Source organism: Carnobacterium alterfunditum DSM 5972 (assembly GCF_000744115.1).
Taxonomy (GTDB): Bacteria; Bacillota; Bacilli; order Lactobacillales; family Carnobacteriaceae; genus Carnobacterium_B; species Carnobacterium_B alterfunditum.
Window position 1 is genome coordinate 1153606 of record NZ_JQLG01000004.1, and the last position, 20818, is coordinate 1174423.

General features: G+C 35.4%; 20 protein-coding genes. 17 read left to right on the top strand and 3 right to left on the bottom strand.

Annotation, left to right across the window (positions count from 1 at the left end):
- From BR50_RS05920 to BR50_RS05955, 8 genes are all read left to right on the top strand, one after another.
- Positions 1–858 carry a two-component system regulatory protein YycI gene (locus tag BR50_RS05920; RefSeq protein WP_034547108.1) on the top strand — a complete coding sequence of 286 codons (858 nt, stop codon included), beginning with the start codon at positions 1–3 and terminating at the stop codon, positions 856–858.
- Between the two features lie 447 nt (positions 859–1305).
- Complete coding sequence (locus tag BR50_RS05925) at positions 1306–2118, top strand: MBL fold metallo-hydrolase (RefSeq protein WP_034547110.1); 813 nt, start codon at positions 1306–1308, stop codon at positions 2116–2118.
- Positions 2119–2384: 266 nt separating this feature from the next.
- Positions 2385–3623, top strand: coding sequence for a S1C family serine protease (locus BR50_RS05930; RefSeq protein ID WP_034549016.1), 1239 nt, complete (start codon positions 2385–2387; stop codon positions 3621–3623).
- Positions 3624–4084: 461 nt separating this feature from the next.
- Positions 4085–4267 (top strand): CxxH/CxxC protein, encoded by a 183-nt coding sequence (locus tag BR50_RS05935; protein ID WP_034547112.1) that lies wholly within the window; start codon positions 4085–4087, stop codon positions 4265–4267.
- 66 nt (positions 4268–4333) lie between these two features.
- Positions 4334–4813 (top strand): 23S rRNA (pseudouridine(1915)-N(3))-methyltransferase RlmH, encoded by a 480-nt coding sequence (gene rlmH / locus BR50_RS05940; RefSeq protein ID WP_034547114.1) that lies wholly within the window; start codon positions 4334–4336, stop codon positions 4811–4813.
- Positions 4814–5274: 461 nt separating this feature from the next.
- Positions 5275–6207, top strand: a complete 933-nt coding sequence (locus BR50_RS05945) for a daunorubicin resistance protein DrrA family ABC transporter ATP-binding protein (RefSeq protein WP_034547116.1) — start codon at positions 5275–5277, stop codon at positions 6205–6207.
- On the top strand, positions 6204–7028 hold the full coding sequence (locus BR50_RS05950) for an ABC transporter permease (protein WP_034547118.1): 825 nt from the start codon (positions 6204–6206) through the stop codon (positions 7026–7028). Before BR50_RS05945 ends, BR50_RS05950 begins: the two co-directional genes overlap by 4 nt.
- Before the next feature lie 296 nt (positions 7029–7324).
- Entirely contained in the window at positions 7325–9028 is a 1704-nt protein-coding gene (locus tag BR50_RS05955; RefSeq protein ID WP_034547120.1) for an oleate hydratase, read from the top strand.
- Between the two features lie 56 nt (positions 9029–9084).
- Here BR50_RS05955 and BR50_RS05960 read toward each other — a convergent pair whose 3' ends face one another.
- Both BR50_RS05960 and gloA read right to left on the bottom strand, forming a co-directional pair.
- Complete coding sequence (locus tag BR50_RS05960; protein WP_034547122.1) at positions 9085–9636, bottom strand: TetR/AcrR family transcriptional regulator; 552 nt, start codon at positions 9634–9636, stop codon at positions 9085–9087.
- 597 nt (positions 9637–10233) lie between these two features.
- A complete protein-coding gene (gloA, locus tag BR50_RS05965; protein ID WP_034547124.1) occupies positions 10234–10614 on the bottom strand; it encodes a lactoylglutathione lyase in 381 nt (126 codons plus the stop codon).
- A 1011-nt stretch (positions 10615–11625) separates the two neighbouring features.
- On the opposite strand from gloA, the gene BR50_RS05970 reads away from it, so the two are divergent.
- The 7 genes from BR50_RS05970 (at position 11626) to BR50_RS06000 (ending at position 17641) form a co-directional block, all read left to right on the top strand.
- Entirely contained in the window at positions 11626–12243 is a 618-nt protein-coding gene (locus BR50_RS05970) for an NAD(P)-dependent oxidoreductase (protein WP_034547126.1), read from the top strand.
- 366 nt (positions 12244–12609) lie between these two features.
- Positions 12610–13098: a cupin domain-containing protein gene (locus tag BR50_RS05975; protein ID WP_034547128.1), complete on the top strand. Its 489-nt coding sequence runs from the start codon at positions 12610–12612 to the stop codon at positions 13096–13098.
- 610 nt (positions 13099–13708) lie between these two features.
- Positions 13709–14497, top strand: a complete 789-nt coding sequence (yghU, locus tag BR50_RS05980) for a glutathione-dependent disulfide-bond oxidoreductase (RefSeq protein ID WP_034547130.1) — start codon at positions 13709–13711, stop codon at positions 14495–14497.
- 159 nt (positions 14498–14656) lie between these two features.
- On the top strand, positions 14657–15292 hold the full coding sequence (locus BR50_RS05985; protein ID WP_051905756.1) for a DUF2238 domain-containing protein: 636 nt from the start codon (positions 14657–14659) through the stop codon (positions 15290–15292).
- 106 nt (positions 15293–15398) lie between these two features.
- Positions 15399–16124, top strand: coding sequence for a DNA alkylation repair protein (locus BR50_RS05990; protein WP_034547132.1), 726 nt, complete (start codon positions 15399–15401; stop codon positions 16122–16124).
- A gap of 22 nt (positions 16125–16146) precedes the next feature.
- Entirely contained in the window at positions 16147–16623 is a 477-nt protein-coding gene (locus BR50_RS05995; RefSeq protein ID WP_034549020.1) for a YbaK/EbsC family protein, read from the top strand.
- A 106-nt stretch (positions 16624–16729) separates the two neighbouring features.
- Positions 16730–17641 (top strand): SMR family transporter, encoded by a 912-nt coding sequence (locus tag BR50_RS06000; RefSeq protein WP_034547134.1) that lies wholly within the window; start codon positions 16730–16732, stop codon positions 17639–17641.
- A 137-nt stretch (positions 17642–17778) separates the two neighbouring features.
- On the opposite strand, the gene fabV is transcribed toward BR50_RS06000, so the two are convergent.
- A complete protein-coding gene (fabV, locus tag BR50_RS06005; protein ID WP_178377437.1) occupies positions 17779–18975 on the bottom strand; it encodes an enoyl-ACP reductase FabV in 1197 nt (398 codons plus the stop codon).
- Positions 18976–19343: 368 nt separating this feature from the next.
- Here fabV and gloB point away from each other — a divergent pair, with 368 nt between their 5' ends.
- Together gloB and BR50_RS06015 are read left to right on the top strand one after the other, a co-directional pair.
- The gene (gene gloB, locus BR50_RS06010) at positions 19344–20045 is read left to right on the top strand and encodes a hydroxyacylglutathione hydrolase (RefSeq protein ID WP_034547136.1); all 702 of its coding nucleotides are present in this window, start codon (positions 19344–19346) and stop codon (positions 20043–20045) included.
- A gap of 59 nt (positions 20046–20104) precedes the next feature.
- Positions 20105–20812 carry a DNA alkylation repair protein gene (locus BR50_RS06015; protein WP_034547137.1) on the top strand — a complete coding sequence of 236 codons (708 nt, stop codon included), beginning with the start codon at positions 20105–20107 and terminating at the stop codon, positions 20810–20812.
- Positions 20813–20818: the final 6 nt, after the last annotated feature.

The following is a 20818-nucleotide window of genomic DNA, read 5'->3' on the forward strand; positions in this document are numbered from 1 at the left end:
ATGGATTTTAAACGGATTCAAATTATTTTTATTATTACTTTTCTTTTTTTAAATACATTTTTAATTTTCACGTATTTCGACAAAAATAAAAGTTATTATACTAGCAGTTCAAATCAAGAAATTGATTTTATTGAAGAAATGGAAAATGAGAATATTCAGTTACCAAATTTTTCGGAAATTGAAAATAAAGTTCCTTATGTTCAAGCTGAAACCAATAATTTACTGGAAGATAATGTTGATCAATTAAAAAATCGTTCTGGGACAGTCGAAGAAGATGGCTCGCTTTATAGTAGTTTGCTTTCTAATCCGTTGGCTTTATCAGAAGAGATGGAAATAACAGAGGAAGATATTAAATTATTAGATGAATTTGTAATAAGTGATCAAGTTTTATTTGGTAAAAATTACCGGTACTTTAGTTACAATTCAGCTGATCAAAAAATAAAGTATACCCAAATTGCGAATAATATCCCGATTGCAGATGGCACATCGGAGATCGTATTTCATTTAAATAATAAGAAACAGGTCATTTCCTATGACCAAACGTTTGCAGGTCCTGTTACGGTTCAAGGAGAAAGCCGAAAATTGATTACAGATAAAAATGCGGTTGAGATTTTATACCAAAATGATGAAATACCAGCAAGTGCGACGGTTAAAAAACCAGTATTAACTTATTCTAAAACGCTCTTGTTAGAAAAACTAAGTATGTATGCACCGGTATGGTATGTTGAAGTTACAAATAGTGGAACAATAGAGTATAAACGAGTAGATGCTCTCAGTGGCAGTATTATTCGCTCTAATATGAATGAAGAAGCAACTATTAAAGAAGCCGTTGTAGAGGAAGAGATAAAGACTAACTAGGACTTCTGATCATGTCAGCAACCAAAGAATTTTTTGTAGTTATGTTATAGTTAGACTCAAAGTAAGGCTCTAGGTCAAATGGTGTAGATGCTTCCAAATAAAATTTCTTCTGGAATAGACGTAGTTGCTTGTGAAGCTATGGGAACGTCTGTAAGCCTGTAGTCTTACAGATTTTCAAGCTTCAAATAAACCGTAATCGCTGAAGCGTTAACGGTTTATAATTCTCATTGAATCCTATGCATAGCTACAAGCAACTCTATTCCTCCATAAATTTTGGGTGAGTAATTTAATTTATTTAGCAACACTAAAAATGATAGACCCTAAAGTAAGAGGTACAGGTGGCAGCTTGAAGTTAAACCTTTTACTTTGGGTCTTTTTGCGTTGTGAAAACTTGAATTTAAATAAGTTTGATGTAAAATGATAAAGGTAATAGAGGAGGATTTTTAGATGATATCCAAAGAAAACAACGGTTTAAAGGTCAGTATTCTTGCTAGTGGAAGTTCTGGAAATGTTACTTATATAGAATCTGAAAAAAAGAAACTATTAGTAGACAGTGGATTAAGTGGGAAAAAAATAACAGAATTATTAAAAAAAGTAGATCGCGATATTGCTGATTTAGATGGTATTTTAGTAACACATGAACACCGAGATCATGTACATGGAGTTGGTGTGTTAGCTAGGAAATATCATTTAGATGTTTATGCAAATGAACAAACTTGGGAAGCTATGTCACCTATTATTGGTACGATCAAAACAGAACAAAAATACTTGTTTGAAATGGGCAAAACAATGACTATTGGGGATATAGATATTGAAAGCTTTGGCGTTTCACATGATGCGATCGCTCCTCAATTTTATAGTTTTCATAAGAATAATAAGCGTTTTGTGATGTTAACGGATACGGGCTATGTTAGTGATCGTATGAGAGGCATTGTTTCGAATGCAGATGCTTACCTATTTGAGAGCAACCATGATCTTGAGATGCTGCGTATGGGCAATTACCCATGGCATTTAAAGCAACGTATCTTGGGAGATAAGGGGCATCTTTCAAATGAAGATGGTGCATTAGCTTTAGCTGAAATTATAGGAGATGCTACTAAAAGAGTGTATTTGGGTCATTTAAGTAAAGATAATAATTTAAAAGAATTGGCTCATATGACTGCTGTGAGTATTTTAAAGGAAAAAGAAACTGGAGTAGAGGATAAATTTTTAGTATTTGATACTGATCCGGTTGCACCGACTTCTCTATTTGTTGTTTAATAAAAAAATGGATCGCTCATGATTTTACTACATTCATGAGCGGTTCAATTTTTTTCTAATGCGTTAATGATCACTTAAAGAAAGTTTAGTGTTAAACTTATATAATAAATTATATAAATATCCCAAAAATTTCATATAAAATTCAAATATAAAAATTACAATAGAGCTATAAAAAAATACTAGGGGTGAATGCAATGAGTGATGAAAATCAAACCAATCAACCGGTTGAGGAAAAAGCAGAAACGAAAGCAGACGATCAAAAAAAAATCAGAGCTTCAAATACTGAACCTTCCCCGAAAAAAAGCAAAAAAAATGGCTCATTGAGAGGTAGCATTATTGGAGGACTGATCGGTGGTTTGATCGTAGCAGCATTAGGTGGAGGATACTTGTTAGCTACTGATGATAGTATCAATAGTGATACAGGCACAGGTATGGTTGATGAAAATACTGGTGAAGTCATCACTACGAAAGTTAGTGTAGATGTAACTTCTGACGTGACAGAAGCTGTCGAAAAAGTTGAAGATTCAGTTGTTTCAGTTGTTAATATGCAATCACAAGCTTCTGAAGGATTTGGTGATGCATTTGAGACCAAGGAAAGCTTACAAGAAGAAGGCAGCTTAGAGACTGCTGGTGAAGGTAGTGGCGTTATCTATAAAAAGGACGATGATACTGCCTATATCGTAACCAATAATCATGTTATCGATGGTTCAGATGCAATTGAAGTTATTTTAAAAGATGGCACAAAAGTTGAAGCTGAACTAATTGGAACAGATATTTGGACCGATTTAGCCGTATTGTCAATTTCTGCTGAAAATATAACAACAGTTGCTACTTTTGGTGATTCGGAAGTATTAAGGGTCGGTGAACCAGCAATTGCAATTGGTTCTCCACTAGGTACAAACTTTGCTTCTTCGGTAACGCAAGGGATTATTTCCGCAAAAAATCGCAGTGTTGAAACAGATATAACCGGTGATGGTGTTGTGGATTGGGAAGTAACAGCTATTCAAACCGATGCAGCAATCAATCCAGGTAATTCTGGCGGAGCGCTGATCAATATAGCTGGACAAGTCATAGGAATCAACTCAATGAAGATTTCTAGTGATACGGTTGAAGGAATGGGTTTTGCGATTCCTAGTAATGATGTAGTAAGCATCATTAATCAATTGGAGGCAAATGGAGAAGTTGTTCGTCCAGTGTTAGGTGTCAATTTATTGGATCTAACAGAAATATCCGAACAACAACAAGAATCGATATTGAACTTACCAGAAGAAGTTACTTCTGGTATTGTAGTAGCTGAAGTTGAACCCGATTCAGCAGCTGAAGTTGGCGGTCTAGAGCAATATGATGTCATTGTAAAATTTAATGGTGTAGAGGTTACAGATTCAATATCCTTGCGTAAAGAAATTTATGCTGCAGAACTTGGAAAAGAAATTGAAGTCGAATATTATCATGATGGTGAACTACAAAAAACAACTGTTACGATGACTGCTGAAATCGATTTATAATGGTTCTAGGTTAGATGGTGTGGATACTTCAAAATGAAATTTCTTCTGGAATGAACGGGTTTGCTTGTGGAGCCATGGGAAAGCTTGAAGCCTAAAAAGAAGTCTTCAAGCTTCAGACAAAACGTAATCGCTGAAGCGTTAACGTTTTAACATTCTCATTGAATCCGTTACACTGCTACAAGCAACCCTAGTCCTACAGAAATTATGGATGAGTCTTTTAATTAATTTATTCATCCATACCAAAAATTATACAGCCAAATTATAGACCCATTATAATAGAATAGTAAGCAACATTTTGTTAAAACACTTTTAAATTAAACCAATTTAAAAGTGTTTTTTTGGTTTTTTGTGGATAATTAGAATGAAAAAGTTTTGAACATTGTGGATAAGTGCTGTAAAATAATACAGACGGGTATGTGGAGGCTGAAAAAGTTATCCACAAAACGGAGGGGGTGTTGTGGATGGATGAAATTTTAGCTTGCCAAGAGCATATAGAAGAAGCTCTAGATGACGCGGTTTATGGTGGTTTTGAAATGCCGGTACTAGACCAATTATTGCTTGTTGATAACTTGAAACAAAAATGTGGTTATTGCGAGAAGGATGCAATATATGTAGTGTCGAACAAACATTCTACCACTAGATAATGATGTGGAGTTGTGGACATGTGGATAACTTTTGTGGATAACCTGTGATTATAGGAGGATAACTTTTTGAACATTAAAATAATAACTGTGGGTAAACTAAAAGAAAAATATTTAAAAATGGGGATCGCCGAATATGCTAAAAGATTATCTGCTTATTGTAAAATGGAATTAATTGAAGTTCCAGATGAAAAAGCACCTGAGAAATTAAGCGAAGCTGAGATGATCCAAGTAAAAGAAAAAGAAGGCGAACGCATCTTAGCAAAGATCCCAGATCAAGCATACGTATTTGCACTAGCTATTGAAGGCAAACAAAGAACTTCAGAGGCGTTTGCGAAAGAAATTGAACAATTAGGCGTTCAAGGTAAAAGCACGATTGTTTTTGTCATAGGTGGATCATTAGGTTTAAGTGATGCAGTAATGAAAAGAAGCAATACACCCATCTCATTTGGAAAAATGACGCTTCCTCATCAATTGATGCGTTTAGTTTTAATCGAGCAAATCTATCGTGGATTTAAAATTGTCCGGAATGAACCGTACCATAAATAAATGAGGTTTTTTGGAAATAAAAGCTTAAATTAATGCTGTTATCTTTAATGACTCTAAAGAAAGTCATGATCATTTCCAAAAAAAATACTTAACTATATCATAATTAATCAAACGAATCCGTCATAAGATACAAGAATATGTATAGTGGATTTTTTATATAAAAAAATAATAATAAGCTATCCTGGATAATTCATACTATTGTTTGAATCTTATAAAAACCGCTTAACGGCAGGCTTTATTAATTACGCCGTTTTCACCTGTTAAGTGACAACTAAGTGAGCAAACAAAGTAATTCCAAAAGACAGGAAGATTCGCTATACTTGAATTCTCCTAAAATAAATAAAAAAATATCATGCTCACAAAACAAACCTGAAATTATAAAGCACATAGAACTTTTTTGAATAAGCCAATTTTGGATCGAATTTGATAAGTAAGGTGAAAAATAAAAAGGAGAATAAATTATGAAACCGATTATTGAAGTGAAGAACTATACTAAAAAATATGGAGATTTTACAGCAGTAGATGATGTCTCGTTTGAAGTAGAAGAAGGCAGTATATTTGCCTTTCTGGGACCAAATGGAGCGGGAAAAAGTACAACGATCAATACATTATGTACGATGATGGAAAAAACAGCTGGAACATTGTTGATCGACGGAAAAGATGTCTCAACCGAAAAAGATGCCGTACGTGAAGCAATTGGAGTAGTTTTCCAATCGCAAACATTAGATGAAAAAATGACGGTGAATGAGAATTTGAAGATGCACTGTGTTTTTTATGGGGTACCCAAACGGGAAGTCAAGGATCGAATCAATTTTGTGTTGGACCTTGTTGATCTACTCGATTGGCAGAATAAAAGTGTGTCTAGTCTTTCGGGCGGAATGAAACGACGAGTGGAAATAGCCCGCGCGTTGTTGCATTATCCAAAAGTTTTATTTTTAGATGAACCAACAAGCGGCCTGGATCCGCAAACGCGAAATAGGATGTGGGAATACATTACTAGACTACAAAAAGAAAAAAAAATCACTATCTTTCTGACAACACATTATATGGATGAAGCAGAAATTTGTGATCACGTAGCCATTATGGACAATGGAAAAATAATAGTAAACGATACACCCGAAAACTTGAAACGCCTTTACACGAAAGATAAAGCCATCGTAAAAGTGAGTAATCCGGATGTTTTTGAAACAGCATTGAAAAGGGATTACTACACGTACAAAAAAGAAAAAGAAACTTTTTATATCGATATCGATATAGATACTGTTCAACATTTTCTGCAGTTTATCGAACAGTTCAAAAATGAATTAAAAGATCTGGAAATCAAAAAAGGGACACTGAATGACGTCTTCTTAGAAATCACAGGTAAAGAAATTAGAGAGGATGCCACAGAATGAGAACAATTACTGCACTATGGCTCAGAAACATCAGAGGATTCGTTCGTGATCGAGTCAAACTCATCACGTCATTAGTCATTCCCTTTTTTTTCCTTTATGTTTTCAAGTCTATTTTTAAAACAGATCAAGTAGAAGATCCAACCGCTTTCTTACTTGCAGGGATCATTGTAGCAACGGTATTCCAAACTTCTTTGAATATTGCGACCTCGACGATCGATGATACTGTTTCAGGTTATATGAAAGAAATCTTAGTGAGTCCGACCAGTCGTTTTCAAGTAGCCTTGGGACAAATTTTATCAGCGGCTACAATAGCGACCACACAAGGGATTTTGATACTGATACTCGGTTTCTTTACTGGCTTGAGCTTTGACCATTGGTATACCCTCATTTATGTCTTATTGGCCTTGATGCTAGTCGGGCTGGTTTTTTCAGGATTAGGCTTATTCTTAGCTTCAATGGTCAAAAGCTCTTCCACTTTTCAAGTCGTACAACAAGCCGTCGTCCTTCCGTTTACTTTCTTATCCGGAGCGTATATCCCTCTTGCCTTTTTACCTGACGTTCTTCGATTTATTGCGTATTTCAATCCCATGACCTATACGACAGCTTTCTTTAGAACCATCATGCTAGAAAAAGGTGGATTGACACAAACAGAATGGGTGGAACTGGGTTTGGCCTTTGATCTGAATGGCTTCATAGTAACACCTTGGATGAGTGGGATCATCATTACAGCTTTTGGCACGTTATTCTTATTCCTGGCGACGAACTCCTTTGTTCGAGCAGACTTCAATAAGATATCGCGTAGTCCATTAGGTGGAAGATAAAGAGAAAATTTTTTTCTAAATGACACATTTCACTATTATTTCCCCATAATGAATTGTAGTAAAGCTTTGTCGATGAATTTTTAGACCGACTCCTCCTGAGGGAAATGTTAAATATGATAGCTTTCATCAAATGTACGAATTATTCAGGTTTTAATAATTTATCAAAACCCTACACAAATTAACTGCTTTGTTGCATTTCTTCACAATTGACCTTTTTTGATAATTTACTCCATCATTTTAAAGTCCTATTATTTAGGTAGATTCAACTTATCAAATAAAAGGAGGACAAATTGATTATGGGAAATTATGAAAGAATTAACACATTAAAACCAGAAGGAATTGAAAATAAAAAAGCCTATTTAATTGGTGGAGGTATCGCTTCATTAGCTGCTGCTGAATACTTGATCCGTGATGGTCATATGGATGGTAAAAACATTACTATTATAGAACAAGATAGTATTTTAGGTGGTGCTTTAGACGGTTCTGGAAATGCAGAGGATGGATATGTTGCCCGTGGCGGAAGAGAAATGGAAGAACATTATGAATGTGTATGGGATTTATTTGGAGCAGTACCATCTTTAGAGGATCCTAAAAGGACTGTTTTAGATGAATTTAGAGAATTAAATATTGCTGATCCTAACTATTCTAATTGTCGTGCAATTGCTAATCGTGGAGAAAAACTTGATTTTTCAACTCTTGGATTAGATGACATTCATGTTAAACAACTTACTAAGTTATTTCTTGCAACAGAAGATTCTTTAGGTGCAGCTACTGTTGAACAATTTTTCGATGATTCATTCTTAGAAACGGATATGTGGTTATATTGGAGAAGTATGTTTGCATTTGAGACTTGGCACAGTGTTGTAGAAATGAAACGTTATATGCATCGCTTTATGCATTTAATGCCAGGAATGAGCAAAATGGAAAAATTAGTATTTACTAAATATAATCAATACGATTCTATGATTCTTCCACTTAAAAAATCGTTAGAATCACAAGGTATACTATTTGACTTAAATACACAAGTAACTGATTTAGATATGAATATAACCAATGATAAAAAAACAGTTACAGGAATTCACGTAACTCGTGATGGTAAAAAAGAAGAAATTATCAAAACTACTGAAAATGATTTAGTATTCTTTACCAATGGATCTATGACTGAAAATACCACACTTGGAAATATGGATAAAGCACCTGAATTAGATAGAAGTGAGGGCGGTTGCTGGAATCTATGGAAAAAAATAGCTAAAAAAGATGCTTTATTCGGAAAACCCGAAGTATTCTGTAGCGATATTGATAAAAGTAAATGGGAATCATATACAATAACTTCTAAAGGTCCTAAAATGAGAGAACTTATTGAGAAATTTGCTGAACGTCAAATAGCTCCACATAAAAATGTGACTGGAGGAATAATAACGGTTAAAGACTCAAACTGGTTATTAAGTGTCACTGTTAATAGACAACCTCAATTTATTGATCAACCCGATGATGTAATAGTACTTTGGGCATACGGTTTATTCCCTGATAAAAAAGGAGATTTCATTGAAAAGAAAATGAGTGACTGTACAGGTATAGAATTATTACAAGAACTTTTATATCATTTAGGTATTGATGAAAATGATATGCATGAATATATTGATACATCCATTGTGATTCCTGCCATGATGCCTTATATCACAAGTCAATTTATGCCTCGTGTAAAAGGAGATAGACCACAAGTTGTGCCTGAAGGTAGTACGAATCTTGCATTTTTAGGTCAATTTGCAGAGATTAAAGGTGATTGTGTATTTACTGTTGAATATTCTGTTCGTTCCGCTATGATGGCTGTATATACTTTACTTGGACTTGAAAAAAATCCACCTGAAATATATCCTGGTCAATATGATATACGTGTCGTGGCTAATGCAGCTAAAGCCATGTATAGTGGAAGACCGTTACCAGCTGAATCTATCATTAAAAAATTATTAAGCAACACATCTTTAGAAGGGTTAATATAAATATCTATTGTAATTAAGATATAAAAAATAGGGAAGTCAAATTAAATTTGACTTCCCTATTTTTCATATTTTAATAATGCTCTATAGATTTCTCCACTAATTATTTTGTCAAGATTATTAACAATGCCTTCAATGTCTTCGACCATATTATTTTTTATCCAATCAATTATTACCCCTACCAAAGCGATTTTATAGAAATTAGCTACATATCGTTTATCTTTATCTGATACATTTAAATCCTTTGCAAGCTCATTTACAACTTCTAAAATAATGGTAAATGATTCGTTATATAAATGATTCTCTAAAATATCTCTATCTATAGAATTATAAGTGTTTAATACCACTTTTTTATTCTCATACAAATAATTGAATATTTCTAAAAACCCTTTTTGCCAGGATGAACATGTTTTATTTTCACCAAGCATTTCTGTAAGTTCAGTTTTAAAAATCCATTCTAATAGATCATATATATCATTAAAATGATAATATAACGTTCGCCTATTTAATCCGCATTCGTTAACAATATCGTTAACTGTAATTTTCGCTAGTGGTATAGTTTGCATTTGTTTTTTTAGTGACTCAGCCAATGCGTTTTTAGTAATCTCCATTATCTGTTTCACTCCCTATATCATCAATCTACCTTAATATTTTTTTATCTTCCATCATACAACTAGTAGCGTATCGCCAAAAAGCTACTAGTTGTATGATGGGTAACTCTATCGTAACTTGCGTAGCTGGTAATGTCTAAGCTAGGCAGCTCACGAGACAATGTAACTAAAATCATAATATATATCAAAGTATTCTTTTCTTATCTTTTTTCTTGCATCAACAAGTTTAACAGTTTCAAGAGGAATTGACCAATTTCAATCAATTTTTATTGAACCTTCAATTCTTGCATTCCGACGTAACACTCGTATTCTTCTATCATTTATTCCCCATTGTTCACTTACTTCTTTTATGCGTATATCCTCCATAGACATCACCTCAAGAATGTGGGGAAATCACCCGAAATTAGAGACGCACGGGATTGAAGCATTGAGAAATTATTTGAATGAAATGGGAGTCTATCAGACAAAAGGATTCGGTACTTACGAGACGATTTAAGATATTTGTTGATCAGTTAAATGCGGATAATGAGAAGAAATAAAAAAAATGTAAGCATATTGGCAACAACCAATATGCTTACATTAAAATGAGTAAAAAAATTATTTTGTGCGCTTTACTTCAATCCGATAACCATCAGGATCTGTCACAAAGAAATAAGAAGGTGTACCACCTGAAAGTCCTCTTAAATCACCTGTTTCGTAAGCAGAAGCTTTACAAACTCCATGCATTTTTTCTAAGTCACTGACAGTCACACCTAAATGACTGAAGCCATTTCCTACATTATAAGGCTCAGCATTGTAGTTGTAAGTGAGTTCAATTTGGACAGAAGAACCAGGAGAATTCAAATAAACTAAATCAAATTTATTTTCAGGGAATTCTCTGCGGCTGGCAACTTCAAAATCGAATAAGTTAGTGTAAAAGTCTAAAGTAGCCTCAAGATCTCTGACACGCAAGCAAATCTCAACAAGTTGTTGGTTCATAATAATATCATCCTCCAATAGTTTCTTATGTTATTCTAGCATGAAAAGGTCATATAGGCACGCCCGTCTTATCTTCTATAGTGCTTTCTGATACCCCAATAGGCAAAAAGCACAGAGCTTCTTAAAGGAGTTGAGGGATCCGTATCATAACTACTGATATAAAAACCTGGAGCTACAAACGATACAGAGGACCACAACATAAATAAATGAGGTTTTTAATTATTAGAGAAAAACTCAATAAGAGTAATAATTTCTAAAAAAATTTCAAAAGAGGATGGGTTACAAACGTAACAATTTGATTTTTATTAAAACATATTCTAGTATAAATTGAGGCTGAATCTATTTTTGTAGAAAAATGCGGCCAAGTGTGCAGATTAGTATGGAATTTTGGAGAAAAAAAGCTTTAATACTTTTACTCAATTGATTAGAAAAAGTAAATGTTGGGGAGTAGTAGAGGCATTTGTATAATTATTAGCACTATCAACGCTAACCTCCAACTGATGGTTTAAGGTTCATCGTATTAAAATTCATTGTTGTAAATGCAAATTTCCTATATTAAAATGCTGCTAAATGGGTACGCGTTTTCGTCTTAAGCGGCCAGCCTTGGCCAGCTATCGTGGTGATCTGTTTTTGAAAGGTTTATTTCATGTAATAGCTCACCTTTGTTTAAAATCGTAGAAACAATGACTTTCTTACTGGTGCCAAGTTCGTCTAACACCACTGTTGACCTAATCACTGGATCAAAAAATGACGTGATGTGTATTTGTCAAAGTAGCATGTCTGGAATGTCCTCCGTCAAACAGTGTTGCTTCATATAACTGTTGTCAATTGTCATCATAGAGCTTAAGGCGGTGGGAAAAGTGAATATGTGAAGATGCGTTAGATATGAAAGGGCATCTAAATTTGGTATCATCAATGAATGCAAATCCAATCGCATAAAGCAATAACTTCGAAGGATTGGATTTTTTTGCTTTTCAATTTAAATAATGAGGGAAAGAAAGGTGAAGTGGTATGAAAATTATTGTTTTTGGCGCAACAGGTGGTGTAGGTCAATCAGTCGTGAAGCAGGCGGTGGAGAGAGGTTTTGAAGTCACGGCATTTGTACGGACGCCGGCAAAGCTGAAAGTCACCCATGACAATTTAACAGTTGTCGAAGGAGATGCGTTCAACCCTGGAGAAGTTTCAGCAGCCATTGCGGGCCATGATGCCGCCGTGTCATGCTTGGCCTCCAATCAGGGAATGAACAAATCGACCGATCTTCAAGAGATGGTAAAAAATATTACAGCAGGTATGCAGAAGTATGGTGTGAAACGGATCGTCTACACGGCATCTGCCGGAATTGATAAAGAATTGCCAGGCATCAGTGGGAAATTGATGATGCGCGTGCTGAAAAATGCGCTGATAGACCACCGGGCAGCTGTTGATATAATTGAAGCGCATGGACTGAACTACACGATTGTCAGGCCTATGGGATTGACCAATGATTCCTTTACAGGCGAATACAGAGAGTCTCTGACAGCTGTGCCCGAAAAATCAAAGACAATTCCACGTGCGGACGTTGCTCATTTTATCTTAAAAACGCTAATTGATGCGCAATATGAAAATACTTCTATTGGGATTGCTACTTAAAACATCGTAAACTGTCCTATATCCTCAGTCTTTATCCCAAATTTTTCTATAAATATAAGAGTGTCCAAGGCAAATTGGCTTGGATGCTTTTTATTTTTGCACACACCTTGTTGTTTACTAGCTCGAAATTGATAATATAAGTTATAAGGCTATAAAATAATAACGCTCTCGTACGTTTCATATGATGATGTTATTGCACCACATATTTTTACTTTTTAAATTTGATTTCTTTGGATAAAGATAAGCAGATAGAAATATTTCGCTTGAAATAAGTGTTTTTTGCTGCCTAGATCATTAAAATTGACGTGGAATTTAGGAGTGGTACTCTTATGGGTAAAATATGAGAAAGAATGAAAGGAGAACGATATGAGAACTGATAAAGGATTTAAAGTAAATGCAGGTGAGGCCAGATTTGGAGAACATTTCAAAATGAAAGGCGTTACACTGAACCAATTAGATATAAAAATCTCCGAGGCTGACACTGAAAATGATTTAGCAGTGTTTGAGCAAACCGGACTTACTCCAAATGGAGGACCGCCTTTGCACATCCACCCTTTTCAAGACGAATGGTTTTATGTAATAGAAGGAGAATATCTATTTCAAGTTGGTGATTTCAAATATCAAATGAAATCAGGGGACACTATTTTCCTTCCAAGAAATGTGCAACATGCTTTCTTGCAGCTGACAGAAAAAGGAAAGATGTTAGTTTCTTATTTGCCAGCAGGAAAAATGGAAGCATTTTTTAAGGTTACAGACAAGTGGACTTCTCCCCCGACAAAAGAAGAGATTGCAAAAGTATTTGCAGACCATGATATGAAAGTGGTTGGAGCACCATTGAAAGCTCCATCTAGTTAATTATGGCGCCGCTACAGATAAAGTTCGTGGTGGAAATTTAAATATTATATTAAGACCAGATAACCATCATTTACTTTCTTTAGCACATGCACCTAGTTTGCACCATTAGGGTCCTAGCTACAAAAATTACAATTTGGACATGTTAAGGCAAGCGAAATAAAGCAAGACATGGCAAAAGATCAGGTGTCTGGATGGATGTTTAAACAAGGCTATGATATTCGAGCCTTCACAGCCCAGTTGATCCTAATTTTAAATTACAGTCTTTCTTTTTAACTCTGATTTATATAGCATTTAATCAAAGCGCTATAAATAAACTAAACCAATATATGATTAAGGGAGCCAACAGCAGATATAAATGCTGTTGGCTCCTTCCTCCCAAGTCCATTCGCTTTATTCAAAAATTTTTCAAAATCTTTTAGTACAAGATCAAAGCAGTGAAGGAGAACCTATAAAAAGTAATGCATTAAAAAAATTAGAATTATATTAAAAACCTCACTTAGATATAACACGGAAGACCGTACTTCAAATAGATAAACAAGTTAAAATTTGGGCAAATGGTGTATAAGTAGTATGATAAGGTTACTAATAAAAAATTAAGAGGAGTGTTACGATGACGGAATATGAATTACCAAAAGTGTGGCAGTGGGAAGAAGAGAATTCAAAAAAAGTTGGCAATCGTCCAACAGTTGGCAGTCGGTTTGAACAGAAATTACCAGTCAGAGAGGCTCCGTTCCAACTCTATTCATTAGGAACACCGAACGGCATTAAAGTCGCAATCATGTTCGAAGAACTAAAAGAATTAGGTGTAGAGGGCGCAGATTATGACTTGTACACTATTAATATTGGAGAAGGCGATCAATTTGGTTCGGATTTCGTCGAGATCAATCCTAACTCTAAAATTCCAGCCCTTGTTGACCAAAGTCAAAGTCCTCGTTTGGAAATTTTCGAATCAGGTTCGATTCTGCTTTACTTAGCGGAGAAATTTAACCAACTGATTCCGACAGATATCCACGGTCGGACCGAAACGCTTAATTGGTTATTCTGGCAAATGGGAGCAGGTCCATATGTTGGTGGAGGATTTGGTCACTTTTTCGCTTATGCTCCAGAGCCTATGAAATACCCGATTGATCGCTTCACGATGGAAACGAAACGTCAATTAGACTTACTTGATAAAGCTTTAGCACAGCGTCCTTATATAGCTGGTGATGCCTATACTATCGCAGATATTGCCATATGGTCTTGGTACGGTCTTTTAGCTTTAGGAAAACTATATAAAGGATCTTATGAATTTTTAAACTTGGAGGAATACCCTCATCTCTTGGAGTGGTCTCACCGTATTGCAGAACGACCAGGCGTTCAAAAAGGTCTAGCAGCGGAGTATAAACCGCTTGGGGAATAGTTCAAGAAAACAATGATTTGAAGTTTTTGCGCTTCATAACATAGAACTAAAAACTGATTTAGACATATTATGAAGAACTTTGTCATAATTGATGATAAAAATTATGGTAATAGTAATTAAAGGGAAAATAAGCTTATGGAATAATGAGGAGCAAAAGACATGGTGAATTATGAGAAAAAGCCTAAAATGTTACACCTCATTCTTTTAGCGTGGATCGCCGTTGCCTATATTTTGTCGGCTATCGATCCCTTTGATCGCTTAGCCTGGTTTGGTCAGATGACTTCAGCAGTTCTATTCGTGCTTTTACTCGTTGCTATGTATCATCGTTTCCGTTTTAGTACATTCGCCTATCTAATGGTATTTTTGCATGTCTTGTTATTACTATACGGTGCTCACTATACGTATTCCCATAATCCCTTATTCAATTATTTTCAAGAGCAGTTTGATTGGCAACGCAATTACTTCGATCGTGTGGGGCATTTTGCCCAAGGATTTGTACCGGCTTTTTTGCTCAAAGAATTTTTTGTTCGTGGGGGCTATGTAAAAAAGGGGAAGGTTCTGTGGTTGATCGTAATCCTGTCTTGCCTCGGCTTAAGCGCAGCCTATGAGCTGAGTGAGTTTGCTCTTGTTAAAATATTGGATGTACCCGCTGATTTTGTTATGGGGACACAAGGAGACTATTTTGACAGCCATTGGGATATGCTGTGGGCATTGATTGGTGCAAGTACAGCTACTATTATTTTTGGATCATTTCACGACAAACAGATGGCAAAGATGGAAAAGCACATTGATTAAGGAGTATATCAAAAAAAGTAAGATGGTTGCCGAATCTCTCTTTTGAAACGGCAATCTATTTGTGTAACGAGGAATAAGAAATGAAAAAAGTTTGAGGTGGTAGGATATGTCTAACATAATAGAACAGGTAAGGCATGAACTAATCAATAATTCAGACGCAACGACAAAGGAAAGTGGCAAAAGATTTTTTAAGGAAGAAGTAAGACAGTATGGTGTAAAAACTGGGGTAGTCTCGAAGATTTCCAAAGAGGCCTTTAAAAGCATCGAAAAGCTTCCAAAACAAGAAATAATTGAGTTATGTGAAGAACTGTGGAGTTCTGGAATAATGGAGGAATCTTTTGTTGCTTGTAATTGGTCGTATGCAATCAAGAAACAGTATACTGAAGAGGATCTTCTTGTGTTTGAAAGATGGGTAAATGAATATGTGACCAACTGGGCATCTTGTGATACGTTATGCAACCACACTATTGGAACATTCTTGGAAATGTATCCATTGTCCATTGAACAATTAAAAGATTGGACGAAATCCCAAAATAGATGGGTAAGGCGGGCGGCAGCTGTATCACTTATAGTACCAGCCAAAAAGGGTCTATTTAAAAAGGATATATTTGAAATTGCAGATAGTTTGTTGTTGGATACGGATGATTTAGTGCAAAAAGGGTATGGGTGGCTGCTGAAGTCTTTATGCACCAAGTATGAAGATGATGTATACCAGTACGTTTTAAGCAAGAGGGATATAATGCCTAGAACTGCCTTAAGGTATGCCATAGAAAAAATGCCAAAGCCAATGAAGCAGGAAGCAATGATAAGAGAGAAGAAGACGAATAGATAGCGTAGGAGGAGTAATAAAGATGATGATAAATCTCGAAGAATTTTTAAGAGAACATTCCATTTACTTTGAACTGTATGAGCATGATCCTATTTATACAAATGAAGATGCTGTGACAATGAAAGAAGAAAAAGGATTTACGGGCACAGAGACCAAAGCACTATTTCTGAAAGGCAAATCTGGGAAGTACTATTCATTCGTGACCTTCACGACGAAACGCACCGATTTCAAACGATTAAAGCAAGTTGTAGGTGAAAAAGTAGCCGTTGTTAAACAAGATGAAATGGAAGCTGTAACGAGTCAAAAATCAGGTGCAGTAACACCTCTAGGATATGAAAGTTCCGTTGCGATGATAGTAGATGAGGAGTTATTTAAACAAGAAAAACTCGTTTTTGCTCCCGCAAGACCAGATCAAACGATGGTAATCTTAGCTGAAGATTTGAGAGAAATCATCAGCTTACTTGAAAACAAATTATTTATTTATAGTGAAGAGGATCAGTGATGAATAGTCACTTAATAAAAGCTTTTTCGAATACTGAATTCAAACCAGCCAAAAAGTGAACCGTGTTATTTATAAAAAATATACCGTAGTTTGAAAAGGAGTCAGAATGTTTTATTTATCGTTAGCCATTATATGCAGTGCATCTATTGCTCTTATTTTTAAGTATACAGAAAATGCGGAGGCAAACAGATATGTCATAACAAGTGCCAACTACTTTATCGCATTTGCTATTAGTCTTTTTATGATTTTTTCTAGAGGATTATTATCTGGTGTGACTCGTGAGGTATCTTTTGCAAAGGATTTTTCACTACTATTCAGTAATAATGACCATATTTTATCTCCCTATTCAAGTATTCTATGGGGATTGATCGTTGGAGGAATATTTGGATCCTTCTTTTTTCTTTCATTTATATATTATCAAAAAAGTATCAAGGAAAATGGTGTAGGAATTTCAGGTACGATTGCTAAACTAGGCATATTGATCCCAATGATTTTTTCAATCGTTATATGGAAAGAGTTTCCTTCTAGCATTCAATGGGTTGGAATCGTACTATCCTTAGTCTCTATAGTAATTGTAAATTTATCACAGAAGTCTATCGAAAAATTTGATTTTAAACCTGCTATCATTTTATTATTTATCTTTGGTGGTATGGCAGAGTTCTCAAATAAGTTTTATCAAAAATATGCATTGAATGAATACAAAGACGTTTTCCTTTTTGCACTATTCTTTGTGGCATTCTTAATAAGTATTTTCTATACGTTTAAAGAAAAAAGTGCAATAACGAAAAAGGATATACTAACTGGCTTTGTAGTAGGTATACCCAACTTATTTTCTTCCTATTTTTTGATCCTTGCATTAGCTACTTTGAAAACCTCTGTAGTATTTCCAATTTATAGTGCAGGAAGTATCGTGCTGATCAATATAGGTGGATTTTTACTATTTAAAGAAAAAATTGCTCGAAAAAACAAAGTAGCTATTATTTTGACTATCATCGCTCTTGTGCTCATTAATCTATAAGTTCATAAAATTGATGGATATTGTTTCATAGCCTAGCTACTCAATACGGATTTATTTTCATCACTAAAAAAGACGGTGCTCATCAATGGGTTACAAGCCCATGATAAACGCCGTCTTTTTGTGTGTTCCTTATAAAATTAAAGGGTTAACTCTTTTAATTCTTCTATAGTAACGTCTCGATCAACATAACCATCCACCATAAAGCCACTTAAATTTGAAAACTCTTTATAAAAGATGTCATAAGCTGTCAGATCAGAATTGAAATTTTCTTCATTTAATTGTGAGATGAGTTCCTTTGTTTTGGCCTGAGTGTCACTGTCAAGTTCCCAGTTATCAGGTCTAAGGCGACCCACTGCATCGTATTCAGGCTTGTTGCCATAAATCATTTCGCGATAAATACGGTCTTGATGCATGATTGGTGTTTCGTGTGTGCCTTTATCTGACATCACTTTGTAAAGACCGATACAATAAACAGGGAAAAAAGGAATAACTGAACTTGCTTTAGTCGTAACTGCAGTAGCGACTACAATCTGAGCTTTGCCGTTAATATCAGCTAGTAACTCATTGATGTTCTGCGCTTTTTCATCGCAATCTGCTTTAGCGCGACCTAGTGTACCACCACCATAGTAAGAATGATTCAGTTCTGTTCCTAAATAAGAATAATTAGTCGTTAAAACGCCATCAACTAGTACATCTGCTTCTTTTAGTGCTTTCATCCATAGTTCCCAATCTTCTCCACCCATTACTTTTACAGTATTAGCGATTTCCTGATCAGTTGCGGGTTCTAGTGTTTCAGTATAGAAAGTCTGATTTTGCATATTAATATGAGGGCCAACCACTGGCTCTCCAATGGCTTTAATGGAAGAAGTGTATGTTTCCCCAGTTTCGGGATCGGTTCTTCGTCCACTTGCCAGACTGTAAACGACTAAGTCAACTTTGCCACCAAATTCGCTCTTTATATAATCGATAACTTCTTGCTTACTTTCATGGCTGAAGGCGTCTTGAACAAAGTTTTTAGCGATCAAACCTTCTTTTTCAGCGGCTTCTCGAAAAGCAATATTGTTGTACCAGCCAGCTGTACCTAGATTCTTTTCGTTCTTTGGTCCTTTTTCAAAAGAAACACCGATCGTATCTGCTCCCGTACCGAAAGCTAGACTGATTCTGGTGGCTAGACCGTAGCTTGATGATGCACCAATGATCAATACCTTTTTTGGACCTTGATAAGCTCCTTTATTTTTCACATAGTCGATTTGATTCAATACTTCTTGTTTGCATCCAAGTGGATTTACACCTAGGGCTACATTACCCCGTATATTTTGTTTGAATTCCAACATCCTTTATTTCCCCCTATTTAAACGTCATAGGAATATAATATCAGAAAAAGCATCCCAGGAGAAATTACTTATCAAAATTTCAACTCAAAGCTAATTCCCAGTGTCTACTAATCAATAGGCAAAACTGAATGACTGTTAAACGGAACAGAGAGAGCTTTTAACAATGAGAGACAACAACAATTTTGATTGCATGGTTATGAAGGACAAATACATAAGATTCGTATCGTACTATTAAAATTAAAAAGCTTTGGTGTAGATTAGTGATAGGGCAGCTGCTAGAATAATAACAGTTTCTGGTATAATTGATAATATATTAAAAATCCTATGTCAAATATAGCTACTAAAATTCAAAGTGAGGAGACAGATATATGAACATTCATCCAATAAAAGCATTTTCTGATAATTATATTTGGATTATTGAAGAAGGTACAGAGGCAGTGGTCGTTGATCCAGGAGAAGCTGGACGTGTGATAGATTACTTAGAGGAAAAGCAACTTCATTTAAATTCCATTCTCTTGACCCATAATCACGATGATCATATCGGTGGGGTTCAGGAAATTTCAGCAAAATACCCAGGTATTGCAATCTATGGGCCGAAAGAAACAGAACACATAGCTGACCATATTGTTCATGAGGGTAATTCCTTTAATTTGTTAGACCAAAATTTCCAAGTTTTAAAAACGGGTGGTCATACCCATGGACATATCAGCTTCTTAACGGAAGGTGCACTTTTTTGCGGAGACGCTTTATTCTCAGCTGGCTGCGGTCGAGTGTTTACAAAAGATTACCGAGCTCAATATAGTGCCTTACAAAAATTCAAACGATTAAACGATGAGATACAAGTCTACGCAGCTCATGAATATACGCAAACCAATTTACGTTTTGCACACTCTGTGCAGCCGGATAACACGGTCATTTCTGAAGCTTTGACTGAAGTTAATGATTTGCGTGCAAAAGGACATCCGACTTTGCCAACAACGATTGGCAGGGAGAAAAAAATCAATCTCTTTCTGCAAGCGGAGAAGTTAGAAGATTTTAAAGCGTTGCGTAACGCTCGTGATGAGTTCTAAGTATTCTTTTAAATCTTGATATTAGAGCATTTGCTAAATTAAGTGAGGAGACAAAAACGATGGACTTTGAAGCAGTTATGCAGGAGCTTGAAGCTTTAAGCAAGCCAAGAATGAAGAAAATATACCTATCTAATGGTGCACATGAGCCGCTTTTTGGTGTAACCACAGGTGAAATGAAACCTATGTCAAAGAAAATAAAAAAAAATCAGCCTTTAGCTGAAGAGCTTTATGCTACAGGAAACTATGATGCCATGTATTTTGCAGGTATCATTGCAGATCCAAAAGTTATGACCGAGTCGGATTTTGATCGTTGGATGGATGCAGCTTATTTTTATATGCTGTCTGATTTCGTAGTAGCCGTAACACTATCAGAGTCAGACATTGCACAAGAAGTTGCTGATAAATGGATCGCAAGTGGCCAAGAATTGAGAATGTCAGCGGGTTGGAGCTGTTATTGTTGGCTTTTAGGAAATCGTCCAGATACTGAATTCTCTAAAAGTAAGATCCTTAATATGCTCGATACCGTTAAAAAAACGATTCATGATTCACCAGAACGAGCCAAAGCTTCCATGAATAATTTCGTATCCACTGTTGGGATTTCATTTTCACCTCTGAATGAGCAAGCAATGGATGCCGCAAAGGAAATAGGTACAGTGGAAGTCAAGCGAGATAATAAAAAAAGCAGTACCTTGAATGCTTACGTTAGTATTCAAAAACAAGTAGACAAAGGAAGAATAGGCTTTAAACGTAAATATGTGAGATGTTAAAGGAGC

Coding starts and splice junctions, on each gene's coding strand:
- BR50_RS05920 (WP_034547108.1), top strand. CDS start 1: ATGGATTTTAAACGGATTCAAATTATTTTTATTATTACTTTTCTTTTT.
- BR50_RS05925 (WP_034547110.1), top strand. CDS start 1,306: ATGATATCCAAAGAAAACAACGGTTTAAAGGTCAGTATTCTTGCTAGT.
- BR50_RS05935 (WP_034547112.1), top strand. CDS start 4,085: ATGGATGAAATTTTAGCTTGCCAAGAGCATATAGAAGAAGCTCTAGAT.
- BR50_RS05945 (WP_034547116.1), top strand. CDS start 5,275: ATGAAACCGATTATTGAAGTGAAGAACTATACTAAAAAATATGGAGAT.
- BR50_RS05950 (WP_034547118.1), top strand. CDS start 6,204: ATGAGAACAATTACTGCACTATGGCTCAGAAACATCAGAGGATTCGTT.
- BR50_RS05955 (WP_034547120.1), top strand. CDS start 7,325: ATGGGAAATTATGAAAGAATTAACACATTAAAACCAGAAGGAATTGAA.
- BR50_RS05960 (WP_034547122.1), bottom strand. CDS start 9,636: ATGGAGATTACTAAAAACGCATTGGCTGAGTCACTAAAAAAACAAATG.
- gloA (WP_034547124.1), bottom strand. CDS start 10,614: ATGAACCAACAACTTGTTGAGATTTGCTTGCGTGTCAGAGATCTTGAG.
- BR50_RS05970 (WP_034547126.1), top strand. CDS start 11,626: ATGAAAATTATTGTTTTTGGCGCAACAGGTGGTGTAGGTCAATCAGTC.
- BR50_RS05975 (WP_034547128.1), top strand. CDS start 12,610: ATGAGAACTGATAAAGGATTTAAAGTAAATGCAGGTGAGGCCAGATTT.
- yghU (WP_034547130.1), top strand. CDS start 13,709: ATGACGGAATATGAATTACCAAAAGTGTGGCAGTGGGAAGAAGAGAAT.
- BR50_RS05985 (WP_051905756.1), top strand. CDS start 14,657: ATGGTGAATTATGAGAAAAAGCCTAAAATGTTACACCTCATTCTTTTA.
- BR50_RS05990 (WP_034547132.1), top strand. CDS start 15,399: ATGTCTAACATAATAGAACAGGTAAGGCATGAACTAATCAATAATTCA.
- BR50_RS05995 (WP_034549020.1), top strand. CDS start 16,147: ATGATAAATCTCGAAGAATTTTTAAGAGAACATTCCATTTACTTTGAA.
- BR50_RS06000 (WP_034547134.1), top strand. CDS start 16,730: ATGTTTTATTTATCGTTAGCCATTATATGCAGTGCATCTATTGCTCTT.
- fabV (WP_178377437.1), bottom strand. CDS start 18,975: ATGTTGGAATTCAAACAAAATATACGGGGTAATGTAGCCCTAGGTGTA.
- gloB (WP_034547136.1), top strand. CDS start 19,344: ATGAACATTCATCCAATAAAAGCATTTTCTGATAATTATATTTGGATT.
- BR50_RS06015 (WP_034547137.1), top strand. CDS start 20,105: ATGGACTTTGAAGCAGTTATGCAGGAGCTTGAAGCTTTAAGCAAGCCA.